We start from the raw sequence: 15,247 nt of genomic DNA, 5'->3' as shown, positions 1-15,247 counted from the left end.
GGTGGCTGCGCCGGGCGCAAGGGGTTTCGACACCGCAGCGGGCGCTCCGCGCCGCGGCGGGCTCAACCAGCGAACCATGCGAAGCCGGACGCTCGATGCCGTGGTCGGGTGCCTGCGCCGCGCGTAAGGGGTTTCGACACCGCAGCGGGCGCGCCCATGGAGGCCGAGCAGCACGAACGCCCGGTGTGACGTGCACGCCGGGCGTTCGGGTTGGATCAGCGATCAGCGATCGGTGACGTCCGTCTTGACCGTCTCGGCCGAGTAGTGGGCCTGGCCCGACACCTCGTCCTTGGCCAGTTGGGCGTCGGCCTTGACGTGCTCAGTGGCGTCCTGGGCCACCTCCTTGAGGTTGCCCGCCACCTCCTCCGCGAGGGGCTGGAGGTTGTCCTTCGCCTCCGTCGCCATCTGCTTGATCTCCTCGACGACGGGCTCGGCCGCGACCTTCAGCTGCTCGGCGCGTTCCTTCTCCATCCGCGACGCGGGGATCAGGCCGCCGATGAGCGCCCCGAGGCCCGCGGCGATCATGCCGGCCGCGAGGGGGTTGCCGCGCGTGGAGGCCTTGACCTGGCGCGGCGCGTCGGCCACCGTCTCCCTGGCATCCTCGACGAGGGTGCCCGCCTTGTCCCCCACCGCGCCGACGGCGCCGTGGTCGTAGGGGTTGGTGTCGGAGCCGAAGATGCGCTCCTTGAAGGAGTGCACGCCCTCCTTCACCTGGTCCACCTGCTCACGCACGATGTTGCTCGGCTTGGCACTGTCGCCCAGGGCGTTGACGTTGTCGCTGAGCTCGGCGCGCGTGCGCTCGATGTCGCGACGGATCTCTTCCGGATTGGTGCTCATCAGTTCTTCTCCTCATTGCCAGCGGCAGCGTTCGGGATCTTCTTGACGGTCTCGGCGGTCTTCGGGAGGCCGCGCATCTTGGCGAACTCGCTCTTCCCCGCCATGGCGAGGACAGCGGCCAGGGCGAGCCAGATCACGGCCACGACCACGCCGCTCCAGCCCAGCGAGGGATCCTCCCTGGTGCCCATGAGCACCGCGAGGCCCCACCACATGCCGAGCGTGAGGGCGATCAGGCCGAGCAGCGCGGTCACGCCGGCCCCGGCCATCAGGCCCGCACCCTTGCCCGCCTTGGACGCGGACTGCTTGGCCTCGACCTTGGCCAACTCCACCTCCTGACGGATCAGGGTGGTGGCGTTGTCGAACAGGTCTGTGGCGATCTCGCCCAGGGAGCGCTCCTCGGAGCGGTACCGGGCGTAGCTCGCCTCCTTCTCCGCCTCGTCGGCGTTGAAGCCGGGGGGCGGGGTGGCAAGGTGCGGGTCCGGACGGATCCCGTACGGGTCCCGCGCGGTGGGGATGGGGTCCGTGTGGGGGGCGGTCATCGCTGACCCTCCCGCCACGGATCCTCACCCTCCACCGTCAGCCCCTCGTAGCGGGTCTCCGGCTCGGCGCCGCCGATGCCCACTGCGGCCTCGCCGCGGGGCGGAGCGCCCGACGGCGTGGGCAGCTGAGCCTCGGAGGCCAGGGAGCCGGCCGCGTAGGTGTCCGGGAGGAGCGGGGTGGGGTTGGTTGCGGGCATGGGTTGCCCCACGCCTCGACGGCTAACCGGCTCAACCCGATCCGCCTTCGCGTCCTGCAGGCCGCGGTACACGCGGGCGCCGATGAAACCGACGCCGGCCGAGATGGCCAGGAACTGCCACGGGTTGCGCGCAGCGTAGCGCCGGACGGACTCCAGCACCTCGTCGGGCTGACGGCTCTCGAGCCACTGGGCCGCCTCGTCGCTGAGCCGCTGCGCGCGGTCCACGTACTCGGCGAGCATGCCGTCGGAGTCCGCCTCGGCCATCGACCGGAGCTCGCCGCTCAACGAGCGGGCCAGCTCGGCCACCTTCTTCTGCCCGGTGTCGGCCTGGGCGCGGAACTCGTACATCGACTCGTCCAGCAGCCGACGGCCCTGCACCTTGGCCTCCTCCAGGACCTCGCCGGCCTCCTGCTTGGCGGTGTCGACCACGTGGCCGCCCGCCTCCTTCGCGGTGTCGGTCACGGCCGCGGCCTCGTCGCGCGCCCTGGCCGCGACATCAGTGACGCGGTCCCCGGTGGAATCGGAGAAGCGCCCTCCGGCGGGGTCAGAGACATACGTGCCGGCGGGCACGTTCGCGGTGTATGACTCGTTCGGATACGCCATGGTGATCCTCCATACGTTCGATGGTCTGGCGATGGGAGCGATCGCTCCCTCATTCACCCAATACCCACACTCGCGCCCGGCTAAACATCGGAGCCCCGATCTCGTGCACTCTTTCGACGGCGCGAATCGCGGCCTATTCAGGTACCCACTTCTCCGCACTTCAAACATCGCATTCCGCCGTTTTTCGCGATTTCTTTCCCAGCGCTGACCCAGTATTGACAACACGCCGATTCGTCGTAGCGTGGAAGGTCAAGGCGGGCTCCGCACGGGGCGGGGCCACGCCGTCGGGAACCAGTTGAAAGGCAGAGAAGATGGCTGAGAAGGACCTAGAGGCACTGTTCTACGCCACCATGCGAGACATGTACTACGCCGAGCGACACATCCTCAAGACGCTCCCCAAGCTGCAGGAGGCGGCGGTCTCCGACGAGCTGAAGGCCGCGTTCGAGCACCACCTCGGGGAGACGCAGGGGCAGGTCGCCCGCCTCGAGCAGGTGTTCTCGCTCATCGACCGCAAACCCACCAGCAAGAGGTGCGACGCCATCGACGGCATCCTCAAGGAGGGCGACGAGCACCTCGAGGAGTACGCCGGCAGCCCAGCCGCCGACGCCTCGCTCATTGCATCAGCCCAAGCCGTGGAGCATTACGAGATCACCCGCTACGGCACCCTGCGACGGTGGGCCAAGATGCTCGGGCTGGGCGACGGCTACGACCTCCTCACCCAGTCGCTCGAGGAGGAGTCCCGCACCGACGAGCTCCTCACGAAGATCGCCGAGACCGAGGCGAACGCGGTGGCGGCCGGCAAGGCCTGACCCCCGCCGTCGGAGCACCCGGGGTCACGCGGCGGCCCCGGGTGTTCTGGGTCCCCTGGCGCGCAGTGGGTAAAATTGGGTGATCCCCGGTCTGCCGTGGCCCGGGAGTGACTTCAGCGAAGGTGGTGCATCAGGTGGCTGAAAACGTTGCGGATCATTCCACATTCGACGAATCGGAATTGAACGGATTCCTGTCGCTCGTCGAGGTGGCCACACAACTCGACCTCCTCGCCCAACGCCTGCGCGAGGCTGAGAAGCCCATGGCCAATGCGCTCGTCGAGGCCGCCATCGAGATGGCCGGCGCCCAATGGGGCACCATCACCCTGCAGGACGGCGAAGAATTCAAGTCATTGGTGGTCAGCGACGATTTCTCCCTCAAGCTGGACCTTCTTCAATACGCAGTCGGATCCGGGCCGTGCCTCGACGCCATTCGCCTGGACACCGCATTCATGGTCTCCGATCTGGACCTCGACACGCGCTGGCCCGAATACACGGCCGCCGCCCGCAGCATGGGGGTGCGCAGCATCTTCGCCCAACCCCTGCACCTCATGGACGAGGAGCGCACCATCGCCAGCCTCAACCTGTACTCCGACCTCGAGGACGCGTTCCGCGACCGCGAGAGTTCCGGCGAGGCGGCCGTGGTGTCCACCTTCGCCGCCATGGGCACCTCGATCGCGCTCAGCCAGTCCCGCGCCGAGCAGCTGGAAAACGCGCTGCGCACCAACCGCGAGATCGCCATGGCCATGGGCGTGCTCATGGGCCGCCACGCCATCAGCCGCGATGCCGCCCTCAACCTCATGCGGCTGACCAGCCAGAACATGAACATGAAGATGTCGGTCATCGCGGACGAGATCATCACCACCGGCGAACTGCCCATGAACCGGGTCAGACGCCGTGGTGCTGGAGCCACATCTCCAACACGGCCAGCTGCCAGAGAGCGTTGACGCCGGCCGGCAGCGCGCCGCCGCGCTGCGCCTCCAGCAGGGTCTCCAGCGCCTGGGGCTGAAGGAGCGCCCGGCTACGGGCCCCCGCGGAGGAGAAGGTGTCGCGGACGAGCGCGAGCACCGGCCCGTCCAGGTGCATGAGGGCGGGCAGCAGCAGGTGTCTCTTGGGGCGGTGCGTCACGCCGTCGGGCAGCAGGTGGCGGCCTAGGAGCTCCAGCACGCTGGGCCCGCCCGGCTCGTGCAGGCGGTGCCGGGCGGCGAGCCGCACCAGCTGCCGATCCAGGAACGGCGCGGTGGCCTCCACCCCCCAGGCTCCGGTCATGGCCAGGGTGTCGCCCACCGCCTCCAGCCCGGCAGCGGTGTCCTCCGGGCGGCGGCCGGCGGCCAGCACCTCGTGCGCGCCGTGCCCGCACATCACCGAGTCGGTGTGCTCAGACACGTGGCGGGCCAGGAGGTGGAACCCGGGGGCGTCGTGTCCGGCCATCGGCTCCGGCATGTCCTCGACGGCCTGGGTGACGGCGGGCACCAGGTCCGAGGTGGGCACGTGGAGGCAGTGGTGGGTGGTGCCGAAGCGCCTGGCCACCACCTTGGCGTGCTCGAACTCGTCGCCCTGCACCCCGTCGACGCTGTCGAAGCCGATGCTGAACGTGGTGACAGGCCCCCGGTGGCAGTCGGCCAGCAGAGCCACCAGCAGGCTCGAGTCCACCCCGCCCGAGAGCAGCACGGAGACCTGCCCGGACCCCGGGAGTCGGCGCCGGACGGCGGACAGGAGCGAGTCGTGCACGTCGTCGCGCCAGCGGTACTGGGGCGCCTGGTCCGGCACCGCCTCGTCGGGCGGGGCCGGCCGCCAGTACACCCGGTCCCTGGCGCCGTCGGCCGTCAGCACGCGGAGCGTCGCGGGGGGCAGCTTCCGCACGCCCCGCAGGATGGTGCGGGGCGCGGGGGCGACGGAGCTGTGGCCCAGGTAGTGCTGGAGCGCCTCCTCGTCGATGGAGGTGTCCACTCCCCCGCCGGCCAGCAGCGCCGGCAGCGTGGACGCCACCAGCACGCCGTCGGCGGTCTCCGCCATGTAGAGCGGCTTCACGCCCAGGGCGTCGCGGGCCAGCAGCACCGTGCGCCGGGCGTGGTCGACGAGCATGAGGGCGAACTCGCCGTCGAGGTGCTCGATGAAGCCCTCGCCCCAGCGCCGGTGGGCGGCCAGGACGAGGCGGGCGTCGTCGTCGGTGGGCAGCGAGAGGTCCCGGCGTAGCGCCTCGCGGTTGGCGAGCCTGCCGTCGACGACGACGGCCAGCCCCGCGTCCACGTCGACCACGGGCTGGAGGGTGTCGCCGTCGGGAAGGACGGAGTAGCGGTAGCCCAGGACGGCCAGGCCGTCGCCCCAGATCCGGCGCGGGCCGGGCCGTCGGCCCTGCAGGGCGTCCAGCATCCGGCCGACGGCGTCGACGTCCGGCCGGCCGAGCAGCGACACCGCGCCCGCGAGCCCGCTCATGGCTGCGCCGCTTCGTCCGCGGGCCAAGGCCCGGCATCGGTTGGCATCATGGCTCTCACCTCTCAGAGGGAGGGGAGCCGCATCAGCGCTCCCCTGACGACGCGGGGAGCGGGCGGGTCCGTGAAGCGCTCACTCTGCCGCAAGGCAGCGAGCCGGCTTCTTGACTCACCGAGCACCCTAGCGCTCGAGGGGCCGCCTGGAAAGATGAGCCGGTGGGGCTCATTCCCCGGGACGGTCGTCGCGGGAGTGGTCCCGCCCGTGCTCGATCCGCAGGTCGCGGCCCTGCGCGATCAGCTCGCCGTGCTTGTCGGCCAGCTTCTCGGCCGCGCGGGTGTCGCGCGGGGGCAGCTTGATGGTCTCCTCCGCCTCGATCCCGCCCTGCAGCTGCCGGCCCCGCTCGACCTCGGCGTCCACCTCGGCGCCGAACAGCAGCACCGTGTTGATGATCCAGAGGCCCAGCAGGAGCACGATGACCGAGCCGATGATCCCGTAGGTGGCGTTGTACGAGGCGAAGTTGGCCACGTAGACGGTGAAGCCGACGGTGGCGAGCGCGGCTGCGACGAGCGCCACCCCGGCGCCGAGGCTGATCCAGCGGAACCTCGGCTGCTTCACGTTGGGCGTGAAGTAGTAGAGCAGGGCGATGGCCAGCACCGCCAGCGCGATCACCACGGGCCACTTGGCGACGTCCCACACCAGCACGGCGGTCTCCCCCAGGCCGATCAGCCCTCCGATCGCGCGGGCGAGGTCGCCCGAGAGGACGAGCGCGAAGACGATGAGCGCCAGGATCACCACCAGCACCACCGTGACCAGCAGCATCTGCGGCTTGTGCTTCCAGAAGGGGCGGCCCTCCTCCACCTCGTAGATGCGGTTCATCGCGCGGGAGAAGGCCCCGACGTAGCCGGAGGCGGCCCACAGCGCGCCCGCGAGGCCCGTGACGAGCGCAAGCCCGGCTCCACCCTGGGTGGCGAGGCCGGTGATGGTGTCGCCGAGCAGGTCCGCCAGCTCGGCGGGGGCGTAGGTCTCGATCAGCCGGTTGATCCCGCGGACCGTCTGCTCCCCCTGCCCGAACACGCCCAGCAGCGACACGAGGGCCAGAAGCATCGGGAACAGCGACAGCACCGCGAAGTAGGTCAGGCTGGCAGCCAGGTCCGTCACGTGGTCCTTGGAGAATTCGGAGAAGGCCCGCTTCATGGCGTAGGCCCACGACGGCCTGCGCAGGTCCGACGGCGAGTCCGGCTTCCGCGGGTCCTCGGGATGGGGCGCGGTGGCGGCCTTGTCGCGGGTCTGCTCGACCGATTCGGGCTCCGAACCCTGGGATGTGGGCATGGGTGGTCCTTCCGGGGGTGGTGGGGACGCGGCGGCGGGTGGTGGAGACGCGGCGGCGGGTCGTGGAGACGCGGCGGCGGCCGGCCAACTGAAGTGACCGGCCGCCGCCGTCGTGGTGCAGGGGTGGACTACTTGAAGATGTCCTTGATCTTCTCGCCGGCCTGCTTGACGTCGGCCTCCACCTGGTCGGCCTTGCCCTCGGCTTCGAGGCGCTCGTTGTCGGTCACCTTGCCGAGGCCTTCCTTGACCTTGCCTGCCGCTTCCTGAGCAGCGTTGCTGAACTTGTCATCGGCTCCCATGATTCCTCCTGTTGAGTAGGTAGCTACCGGTGAGGTACCCAGAACGGGGCGGGCTAAACACGCCGGCCGCGACATTCCTTGTGGCGGGCGTGTGGGGCGGGCGGGGGTGGCCGCTAGGGTCCAGGCATGGGGTGGATCGCGGCGCTGGGGGTGGCGGTGACGGCCGCCGTCGTCATGGCCGTACTGGTGCCGCGGGTGCGGATCGACGACGACCCCGAGGCCCCCGACTTCGCGACGCTGGTGTCGCGGCGGTCCGTGGCGGGGGTGGGGGTGGCGGCGTTCGTCGTCGCGCAGGTGCTGTGGGTGGTGCCGGGGCCGCACTGGTGGCTGTGGGTGCCGTACCTGGGGATCGGCGGCGCCATGGCCTACGTCGACCTGAGGACCACGTTCCTGCCCCGGATGCTCAACTACGTGGGTGTCGCGGCCATGGGTGCCGGGCTCGTCGTCCTCGCGTTCCTCGACGGCTGGGCCGCGCTGGGCGCCGTCGTCGGGGCGGCGGGCGCGTTCGCGCTGCTGTACCTGGCGTGGCGCCTCTCCCCCGGGCTCGGCTTCGGCGACGTGCGGCTGGCCGTGCTGATCGGTGGTGTCGCGGGGCAGGCTGGGGCGTCGATGTGGGCGTTGTCGCTGTTCCTGGGTACCGCGCTCGGCGCGGTGCACGCCGTCGGCCACGCCCTGTGGGCGCGGCGGGACCCGGAGCGGCCGAGGTACTTCCCCTACGGGCCCGCCCTGTGGCTGGGGCCAGTGATCGCGGCGGTGTGGATGGCATGAGCGCACCGACGCTTCCAAACGCGGGCGGACAAGGAGCGTTCTCGAGGCTTCGAGGCTCGTCGCTACGCTCCTCGCACCTCAGCCAGCGGGTGAGCCCGCGCTGTGGCTGGGCCTTGTGGTCGCGGCGGTGGTGTCGTCGGCCTGACCGCTCGGGTGAGGGCAAGTTGAGCCGGAAATCGATCTGGACGCGTCAATAGTCTGATTTGATCGATCCTCGCGTCGTTGAGATCCAGATCCGGCTCAACGCACCCCAGCGAAAGCCGTGTCAGGCTCAACGCACCCCAGCGAAAGCCGTGTCAGGCTCAACGAGGTGTCGAGGGACGAGCGGCTAGCGGGTCGTCGCCGCGACCCACTTCTCGAGCGTCGACGCCGCGGCGCCGGTGTCGATCGCGGCCTGGGCGGCCCGCAGCGGCTCGCGCATCTGGTCCACCAACGGCAGCACCGTCGAGATCCCCCTGTATGCCAGGAGCGCGGCGGCGGCGTTGAGGGCGACGATGTCGCGGACGGGGCCGGGCTTGCCGGCCAGCATGTCGCGGGCCACCTGCGCGTTGTGCTCCGCGTCCCCGCCGTGGAGATCGTGGGGGGCGGCGGGCTCGAGGCCCAGCTCCTCCGGGTTGAGCACCGTCCGGTGCACCCGGCCCTCGGCGATCATCCACACGTCCGACTCCGACGTGGTGGTCAGCTCGTCGAGGCCGTCGAAGCCGCGGAACACCATGCCCCGCGTGCCGCGCTCGGCCAGCACCCGGGCGATCACCGGGGCCACGTCGTCGTTGGCCACGCCCAGCGCCATCGCCCGCGGGCGCGCCGGGTTGGCCAGCGGGCCGAGGAAGTTGAAGGTGGTCTGGATGCCCAGCGCCTTGCGCACCCCCGCCACGTTCTTCATGGCCGGGTGGTACTTCTGCGCGAAGAGGAAGACCAGGCCCACCTCGTCGAGGATCCCGGCCTGCAGGGCGGGCTCCACGTCGATCCTGACGCCCAGCGCCTCGAGCGTGTCCGCCGTGCCGGCCATCGACGACGCCGCCCGCGACCCGTGCTTGACCACCTTGGCGCCCGCGCCGGCCGCGACGATGGCGGCCATCGTCGAGACGTTGACGGTGTTGGCGCGGTCCCCTCCGGTGCCGACAATGTCCACCGCATCAGGGTCCAGCGCGATGGGCAGCGCGTTGGCGAGCATCGCGTCCGCCAGCCCGGAGATCTCGTCCTCGGACTCGCCCTTGGCGCGCAGCGCGGTGAGCATGGCCGCGATCTGCACGTCAGAGGCGCGGCCCGCGAAGATCTCGTTGAGCGCCCAGGTGGCGGCGGTGGCCTCGAGGCCCTCGCGCCGCACCAGGCCAGTGAGGATGTCCGGCCAGGTGTAGCCCGACATCAGCCCACCTGCGCCAGCCGGGCGCGGATGAGGTTGGCGGCCTGCACGGGCAGGGTGACCGGATCGATCGGGAAGGGCGCCACGGCCTCGGCGCGGGACCAGGAGGCCAGCCAGGCGTCCGCCTCACGCGAGACGAGCAGCATCACCGGCGGGCAGTCGGCGTACTCCTCCTTGACCTGGTGCGCCAGGCCGAAGCCGCCCGACGGCTGGGCGTTGCCGTCGAAGATCATCAGCGCGTAGTCCGTGCCGGCGTCCAGCGTGCGCAGCAGCGCGCCCTGCGTGGCCACCTCGAGGATCTCGATCTCGGGCAGGTCCCGCGCGACGCGGCTGCCCAGCGCCAACCGGACCTGTTGGCGGACGGTGCGGTCGTCGGAGAACACCAGCACCTTCACGGTGGCTTCGCTCATGAGGTCATTCCTTCGCGTTGTCTTTCCCGTCATCGTAGCCAAGACCCGCCTGCCTGGCGCGCTGGGCCTCCTCGCGGTCCAGCGCCCTGTCCACCCGCTTCGCCTCGCGGTTCGAGTCCTGGATCCACTGGACGAAGATCGTGATCATGGCGGCGAACATGGTGATGTCGCCCGTGGCCCACATCAGGCCGCCCGCCCACGACTGGTCCTCCATCGGCGAGAGGCCCCACGAGCGCTCGAACGACAGGTACCACTCCTCCGCGATCAGCCGCGTCGAGCCCATGATCGTCACGCCGAGGAACGCGTGGAACGGCATGGTCAGCAGGAACAGGAGAATGCGGATGGGATAGGGCATCTTGATGGGCACCGGATCCACGCCCAGCAGCGGGAAGAAGAACAGGCATCCGACGGTGACCAGATAGACGTGCAGGAAGTCGTGCCAGAAATCGTTCTGGAGGGTGATCTCGTACCAGCCGCTCATGTAGAGCACAAAGGGGCTGGCCACCATGAGCGCGGTGGTGAGCGGCGGGAAGAGCAGCACCTTGGCCACCCGCGAGTGCAGCACCGCCAGCAGCCAGCCGCGCTGCTTCTTCGGCAGCGTGCGCAGCGCCAGGGTGGCGGGCGCGCCGAACACCAGGAACACCGGGGCGATCATGTTGAGCAGCATGTGCTGGATCATGTGCACGTGGAACAGCACGGTGTCGTAGACGCCGAGGAAGCTGAACAGCGCAACGGCCAGGGTGCCGAGGCCCAGGCCGACGAAGGAGACCGTCCGCATCACCGGCCACCGGTCCCCCCGACGGTGCAGCACCCGCACCCCCCACAGGTAGAGGCCGCCCACCAGCAGCAGCACGATCACCGGCAGCGGCGGGAACTCCCAGGCCGTGAAATAGCGGCTTCCGACCAGCGCGACGATGTCGTCGTCGGGTTTGGCGTGCATCGGAAGAGCGGCCAGAACCCGGGGAAACATGGGCGGATTATGGCACGCCCCTCCCGCCGGTTACGAGGGGGGTGGCCTTATTCCGGTCGGCGGCGTGACCTCAACGGGTTTTACCGCAATAATGACCCCGTGGCGACGAATCATGACACCCTCACCGCACCGACGCAGTTGCCGACGGGCGCGATCCATCCGATCCCCTCCGCCCGGCTCAACAAGCCCATGGGGAGGCCGGACACGGTCTCCGTCGGGGTGATCGTGTGGCTGGCCAGCGAGCTGATGTTCTTCGCGGCGCTGTTCGCCGCCTACTTCTGGATCCGCAACATCACCAACGACGCCGCGGCCGCCGCCGGGGTGCCGTCGATGTGGGAGACCAACTCCGCGCACCTGGACATCACCTTCGCGGCCATCAACACGGCCATCCTGGTGATGTCGTCGGTCACCTGCCAGCTCGCCGCCAACGCCGCCGAGGCCGGCCGCGTCACCGGCTCCTGGCTGAACCCGCTGAAGTGGGGCATGCGGCAGGGCTTCATCGTCACCGCGATCATGGGCTCGGTCTTCATCGCCGGCCAGGTGTGGGAGTACTTCACCCTCTTCGGCGAGGGCTTCACCATCTCCACCAACCAGTACTGGTCCGTGTTCTTCCTCGCCACCGGATTCCACGGCCTCCACGTGCTGGGCGGCATCATCGCCTTCTGGTTCGTCCTGGCGCGCTCCTACATGACTCAGACCCACACCCACGAGCAGACCGTCGGCGCCCACGTCGTGTCGTACTACTGGCACTTCGTCGACGTCATCTGGATCCTGCTCTTCGGCGTCCTCTACTTCCTCCGCTGACCGAATAGACCTGGAGACACCGTGAAGTTTCTGACCAACCTCAGGCGGCATGCGGTTGCGCGTCCCTTGCTGCTGATCTTGGCCCTCCTCGTCGTCGGGCTCAGCTACAGCGTCGTCAGCCCCCAGCGTTCGTCCGCGGAGACCGAGATGACGCAGCAGATCGAGGAGGGCAAGGCCCTGTTCGACCTCACCTGTTCGTCCTGCCACGGCCTGGGCGGCGAGGGCACCTCGCAGGGCCCGTCACTGATCGGCGTCGGCGCCGCGTCCGTCGACTTCCAGATGGGCACCGGCCGCATGCCGGCGGCTCGGGAGCAGGCGCAGCTGCCTGCACGCCAGGTCAACTACACCCAGGAGCAGATCGAGGCTGTCGCGGCGTACGTGGCCACCCTCGGCGCCGGGCCGTCGATCCCCACGGAGGACCAGTACTCCCCCGAGGGCCTGACCGAGGAGGAGATCGCCCGCGGCGGCGCGCTGTTCCGCGCCAACTGCTCCGCATGCCACGGCATCGTCGGCGGTGGCGGCGCGATGCCCAACGGAAAGTACGCTCCCTCGCTCGTGGAGACCGCACCGGTCCACATCTACGAGGCCATGCGCTCCGGCCCCCAGCAGATGCCCACCTTCTCCAAGGACGTCATGCCGGACCAGAGCGTGCGTGAGATCGTCGGCTTCCTCGAGGAGTCGCACTCCCAGCCCAACTACGGCGGACTGACCATGGGCGACGCCGGCCCCGTGTCCGAGGGCTTCTGGGCCTTCGTTCTCGGCATCGGTGGCCTCGCCATCGTCGCCACCTGGATCGCTAAGAAGGGGGCCCGGGCCCGATGAGCCACGACAATCTGCCGGTGAAGGACCCCGATCTGGGGCACAGCGTCGCCAACCCCGGCCTCGAGGAGGAAGCCCCCAGGTACGTCGACGTCGACAAGGCAGCTGGTGACCGCGCCTACCGCGGCATCCTGATGATGCTGGGCGCGGTGCCGCTGCTGGCCATCGCGTTCGTCGTCATCTACTTCGCCGTCCCGCGCGACATGTACATCGACTTCGGCATCCTCACCGCCAACGCGCAGAACGTAGGCTTCGGCCTCACCGGCGGCCTGTCCGCGGTGCTGATCGGCGTCTCGGTCATCCAGTGGGCCAAGCTCATCATGGACGACCGCGAGATGGTGGAGATGCGCCACAGCGCCTCCTCCAGCCCGGAACAGCTCGGCGCCATGATGCAGGGCTGGGAGGACGGCGTCGAGCAGTCCGGCATCCGCCGTCGCAAGCTCATCCTCGGCGCCCTCGGTGGCGCCGTCGGCCTGGCGGTGGTGCCCAACATCATCCTGCTCGCCGACATGGGCCCGCACCCCACCAAGGCGGTGCGCGCCGAGACCATCGAGCAGACCATCTGGGCCGAGGATGTGCTCATCCTCAACGACGAGAACTGGCTGCCGATCCGCCCCGAGATGCTCGAGGTGGGCCAGCTGGTCAACGCCCAGCCGGCCACGCTGAGGGACCTGCACGGGGTGGAGGCGCACGTGGCCAAGGCCAAGTCGTCGCTCATCCTGGTCAGGATGGACCCGAACTCGATCAAGATCCCGGAGTCGCGGAAGGACTGGCAGGTCTCTGGCATCCTCGCCTACTCCAAGATCTGCACGCACGTGGGCTGCCCCATCTCGCTGTGGGAACGCCAGACGCACCACCTGCTGTGCCCGTGCCACCAGTCCACGTTCGACCTCGGCAACAGCGGCGTCGTGGTGTTCGGGCCCGCGGCCCGCGCCCTGCCGCAGCTGGCCATCAAGGTCAACGCCGACGGCTACCTCGTCGCCCAGGGGGACTTCACCGTCCCCGTCGGCCCCAGCTACTTCGAGCGTGACTCGAGGAACGACTTCCAGGATGGTGACCAGTAATGGCAGATCCCACCACTGTCGCCCCGTCGTCGCCGGCGGTCGAGGCGAAGGTCGCTCCCACGAGCAACCCGACGGTCCCCGGCGGCGTCCGCTGGGCCGACGACCGCGTCGGCCTGTCGAAGCTCAGCGGCGTCCTGCTGCGCAAGGTCTTCCCGGACCACTGGTCCTTCATGCTCGGCGAGATCGCCCTGTTCTCGTTCATCGTGTTGCTGCTGACCGGTGTGTTCCTCACCATCTGGTTCGTGCCGTCGATGGCGGAGATCGAGTACGACGGCTCCTACCAGCTCCTCAAGGGCCTCCCGGTGTCGGAGGCGTTCGCCTCCACGCTGCACATCTCGTTCGACGTGCGCGGCGGCCTGCTGGTCCGCCAGATCCACCACTGGGCGGCGCTGCTGTTCGTGGCCGCGGCCACCGTGCACATGCTGCGCGTGTTCTTCACCGGCGCGTTCCGCAAGCCGCGTGAGGTCAACTGGCTGATCGGCGTCGGCCTGCTCTCGCTGTCGCTCATCGCGGGCTTCGCGGGCTACTCCCTGCCCGACGACCTGCTCTCGGGCACCGGCCTGAGGTTCGTCGACGGCCTGATCCGGTCCATCCCGATCGTGGGCACCTGGGCGGAGTTCTTCGTCTTCGGCGGCGAGTTCCCGGGCAGCATCCTCATCCCGCGGCTCTACATGGTGCACATCCTGCTGGTGCCCGGCATCCTGCTCGGCCTGATCTCGGCCCACATGGCGCTGATGGTCTACCACAAGCACGGCCAGTTCCCCGGCCCCGGCCGCACCGAGAACAACGTCGTCGGATACCCGATGTTCCCCGTCTACATCTCCCACATGGGCGGCTTCTTCTTCATCGTGTTCGGCTTCCTGGTGCTCATGGGCGGCCTGTTCCAGATCAACCCGGTGTGGGTCTACGGCCCGTACGACCCGGCGAAGGTCACCGCCGGCTCGCAGCCGGACTGGTACATGGGCTGGGTCGAGGGCGCCATCCGCATCATCCCGGCCATGGAATGGCACCTCGGGAGCACCACGTGGACGTGGAGCGTGTTCCTGCCCGGCGTCGGGCTGATGGGCGTGCTGTTCACCGCGCTGGGCCTCTGGCCGTTCATCGAGGCCTGGCTGACCGGCGACAAGCGCGAACACCACCTGCTGGACCGTCCGCGCAACCAGCCCACCCGCACGGCGCTCGGTGTCGCGGGGATGGCGTCCTACGCCATGTTCTGGCTGGCCGGCGGCAACGACATCATCGCCACCCGCTTCTCGCTGGACCTCAACGCCATCACCGTGGTCATGAGGGTCGCGGTGTTCGTGGCGCCGGTGATCGCGTTCATCGTCACCAAGCGGATCTGCCTCAGCCTCCAGCGGGCGGACCGTGAGCGGGCCCTGCACGGCTCGGAGGACGGCGTCATCGTCCGCTCCCCCGCCGGCGGCTACTCGGAGGCGCACGTCGCGCTGCCGCACGACGAGCAGTTCCTGCTCACCCAGCACCTGCAGCACAAGCCGCTGGAGGTGGGCTCCGACACGGACGCCGCGGGCGTTCGCCGCAAGGGCGGGGTGTCGAAGCTGCGGGCGCGGCTGTCGCGGTGGTACCTCGGTCACGACATCGCCAAGCCCACGGCCGGTGAGCTGGCGGCGGCGTCGCACCACGGCGCCCACGGCTCGCATGGGCACGGGCATTCGCTCAACGGCGACGGCGTCGACGGCGTGGACGGCCACGAGCTGGACGGGCCGCGTCACGGCTCTGAGGCCGGTGTCGGCGCCGGGGCTGATAAGGCGGGATTGCACCACTAAGGATTGGTGGGTCGGAGGGCGTCGTCTGCGGACGGCGCCCTCCGTGCGTTGTGCGGCGGCGGAAGGGGGCTTGAGTCTCGCCGTCGGCACCTCTTCGCATACCGTGCGCCCCCGTCGACGCCTCTTCGCATACCGTGCGACCCTGTCGACGCCTCTTCGCATACCGTGCGCCCCCGTCGACGCCTCTTCGCATACCGTGCGACCCTGTTGGCACTTCTTCGC

16 protein-coding genes are annotated in these 15,247 nt (G+C 69.7%); 7 read left to right on the top strand and 9 right to left on the bottom strand.

Features of this window, described 5'->3' with window-relative positions; all coding sequences use genetic code 11:
* Nucleotides 1-222 precede the first annotated feature (222 nt).
* From ACZK5D_RS02720 to ACZK5D_RS02710, 3 genes are read right to left on the bottom strand one after another with little or no spacing between them, the layout of a single operon-like run.
* On the bottom strand, nt 223-837 hold the full coding sequence (locus tag ACZK5D_RS02720; RefSeq protein ID WP_463664156.1) for a DUF3618 domain-containing protein: 615 nt from the start codon (nt 835-837) through the stop codon (nt 223-225).
* The gene (locus tag ACZK5D_RS02715) at nt 837-1,376 is read right to left on the bottom strand and encodes a phage holin family protein (RefSeq protein WP_463664155.1); all 540 of its coding nucleotides are present in this window, start codon (nt 1,374-1,376) and stop codon (nt 837-839) included. The genes ACZK5D_RS02720 and ACZK5D_RS02715 overlap by 1 nt, the downstream gene beginning before the upstream one ends.
* The gene (locus ACZK5D_RS02710) at nt 1,373-2,176 is read right to left on the bottom strand and encodes a hypothetical protein (protein ID WP_463664154.1); all 804 of its coding nucleotides are present in this window, start codon (nt 2,174-2,176) and stop codon (nt 1,373-1,375) included. The genes ACZK5D_RS02715 and ACZK5D_RS02710 overlap by 4 nt, the downstream gene beginning before the upstream one ends.
* A gap of 311 nt (nt 2,177-2,487) precedes the next feature.
* On the opposite strand from ACZK5D_RS02710, the gene ACZK5D_RS02705 reads away from it, so the two are divergent.
* Together ACZK5D_RS02705 and ACZK5D_RS02700 are read left to right on the top strand one after the other, a co-directional pair.
* On the top strand, nt 2,488-2,985 hold the full coding sequence (locus ACZK5D_RS02705; RefSeq protein ID WP_463664153.1) for a YciE/YciF ferroxidase family protein: 498 nt from the start codon (nt 2,488-2,490) through the stop codon (nt 2,983-2,985).
* 122 nt (nt 2,986-3,107) lie between these two features.
* Nucleotides 3,108-3,929, top strand: coding sequence for a GAF and ANTAR domain-containing protein (locus ACZK5D_RS02700; protein ID WP_463664152.1), 822 nt, complete (start codon nt 3,108-3,110; stop codon nt 3,927-3,929).
* Here ACZK5D_RS02700 and ACZK5D_RS02695 read toward each other — a convergent pair.
* The 3 genes from ACZK5D_RS02695 to ACZK5D_RS02685 form a co-directional block, all read right to left on the bottom strand.
* The gene (locus ACZK5D_RS02695; RefSeq protein WP_463664151.1) at nt 3,871-5,418 is read right to left on the bottom strand and encodes an asparagine synthase-related protein; all 1,548 of its coding nucleotides are present in this window, start codon (nt 5,416-5,418) and stop codon (nt 3,871-3,873) included. The genes ACZK5D_RS02700 and ACZK5D_RS02695 overlap by 59 nt on opposite strands.
* Before the next feature lie 219 nt (nt 5,419-5,637).
* A complete protein-coding gene (locus ACZK5D_RS02690; RefSeq protein ID WP_463664150.1) occupies nt 5,638-6,744 on the bottom strand; it encodes a YihY/virulence factor BrkB family protein in 1,107 nt (368 codons plus the stop codon).
* A 128-nt stretch (nt 6,745-6,872) separates the two neighbouring features.
* Nucleotides 6,873-7,043 carry a CsbD family protein gene (locus ACZK5D_RS02685; RefSeq protein WP_463664149.1) on the bottom strand — a complete coding sequence of 57 codons (171 nt, stop codon included), beginning with the start codon at nt 7,041-7,043 and terminating at the stop codon, nt 6,873-6,875.
* Nucleotides 7,044-7,169: 126 nt separating this feature from the next.
* Between ACZK5D_RS02685 and ACZK5D_RS02680 the strand changes: the two genes are divergently transcribed.
* Nucleotides 7,170-7,811: a prepilin peptidase gene (locus ACZK5D_RS02680; RefSeq protein ID WP_463664148.1), complete on the top strand. Its 642-nt coding sequence runs from the start codon at nt 7,170-7,172 to the stop codon at nt 7,809-7,811.
* A gap of 328 nt (nt 7,812-8,139) precedes the next feature.
* Here ACZK5D_RS02680 and trpD read toward each other — a convergent pair whose 3' ends face one another.
* From trpD to ACZK5D_RS02665, 3 genes are read right to left on the bottom strand one after another with little or no spacing between them, the layout of a single operon-like run.
* Complete coding sequence (gene trpD / locus ACZK5D_RS02675) at nt 8,140-9,177, bottom strand: anthranilate phosphoribosyltransferase (RefSeq protein ID WP_463664147.1); 1,038 nt, start codon at nt 9,175-9,177, stop codon at nt 8,140-8,142.
* Entirely contained in the window at nt 9,177-9,584 is a 408-nt protein-coding gene (locus tag ACZK5D_RS02670) for a response regulator (protein ID WP_458994412.1), read from the bottom strand. Before ACZK5D_RS02670 ends, trpD begins: the two co-directional genes overlap by 1 nt.
* 4 nt (nt 9,585-9,588) lie before the next feature.
* Nucleotides 9,589-10,554, bottom strand: a complete 966-nt coding sequence (locus ACZK5D_RS02665; RefSeq protein ID WP_463664146.1) for a cytochrome c oxidase assembly protein — start codon at nt 10,552-10,554, stop codon at nt 9,589-9,591.
* Between the two features lie 99 nt (nt 10,555-10,653).
* Between ACZK5D_RS02665 and ctaE the strand changes: the two genes are divergently transcribed.
* Genes ctaE through qcrB form a run of 4 tightly spaced genes read left to right on the top strand, consistent with a single transcriptional unit; the run spans nt 10,654 to nt 15,025 of the window.
* On the top strand, nt 10,654-11,358 hold the full coding sequence (gene ctaE / locus ACZK5D_RS02660) for an aa3-type cytochrome oxidase subunit III (protein ID WP_458994414.1): 705 nt from the start codon (nt 10,654-10,656) through the stop codon (nt 11,356-11,358).
* 21 nt (nt 11,359-11,379) lie between these two features.
* On the top strand, nt 11,380-12,180 hold the full coding sequence (qcrC, locus tag ACZK5D_RS02655; RefSeq protein WP_463664145.1) for a cytochrome bc1 complex diheme cytochrome c subunit: 801 nt from the start codon (nt 11,380-11,382) through the stop codon (nt 12,178-12,180).
* Nucleotides 12,177-13,241: a cytochrome bc1 complex Rieske iron-sulfur subunit gene (gene qcrA / locus ACZK5D_RS02650; RefSeq protein WP_463664144.1), complete on the top strand. Its 1,065-nt coding sequence runs from the start codon at nt 12,177-12,179 to the stop codon at nt 13,239-13,241. The genes qcrC and qcrA overlap by 4 nt, the downstream gene beginning before the upstream one ends.
* Nucleotides 13,241-15,025: a cytochrome bc1 complex cytochrome b subunit gene (gene qcrB, locus ACZK5D_RS02645; protein ID WP_463664143.1), complete on the top strand. Its 1,785-nt coding sequence runs from the start codon at nt 13,241-13,243 to the stop codon at nt 15,023-15,025. Before qcrA ends, qcrB begins: the two co-directional genes overlap by 1 nt.
* The last annotated feature ends 222 nt before the right edge of the window (nt 15,026-15,247 follow it).

This window comes from Tessaracoccus yangjingae (assembly GCF_055326235.1).
This window is presented reverse-complemented; position numbering and strand designations above follow the sequence as displayed.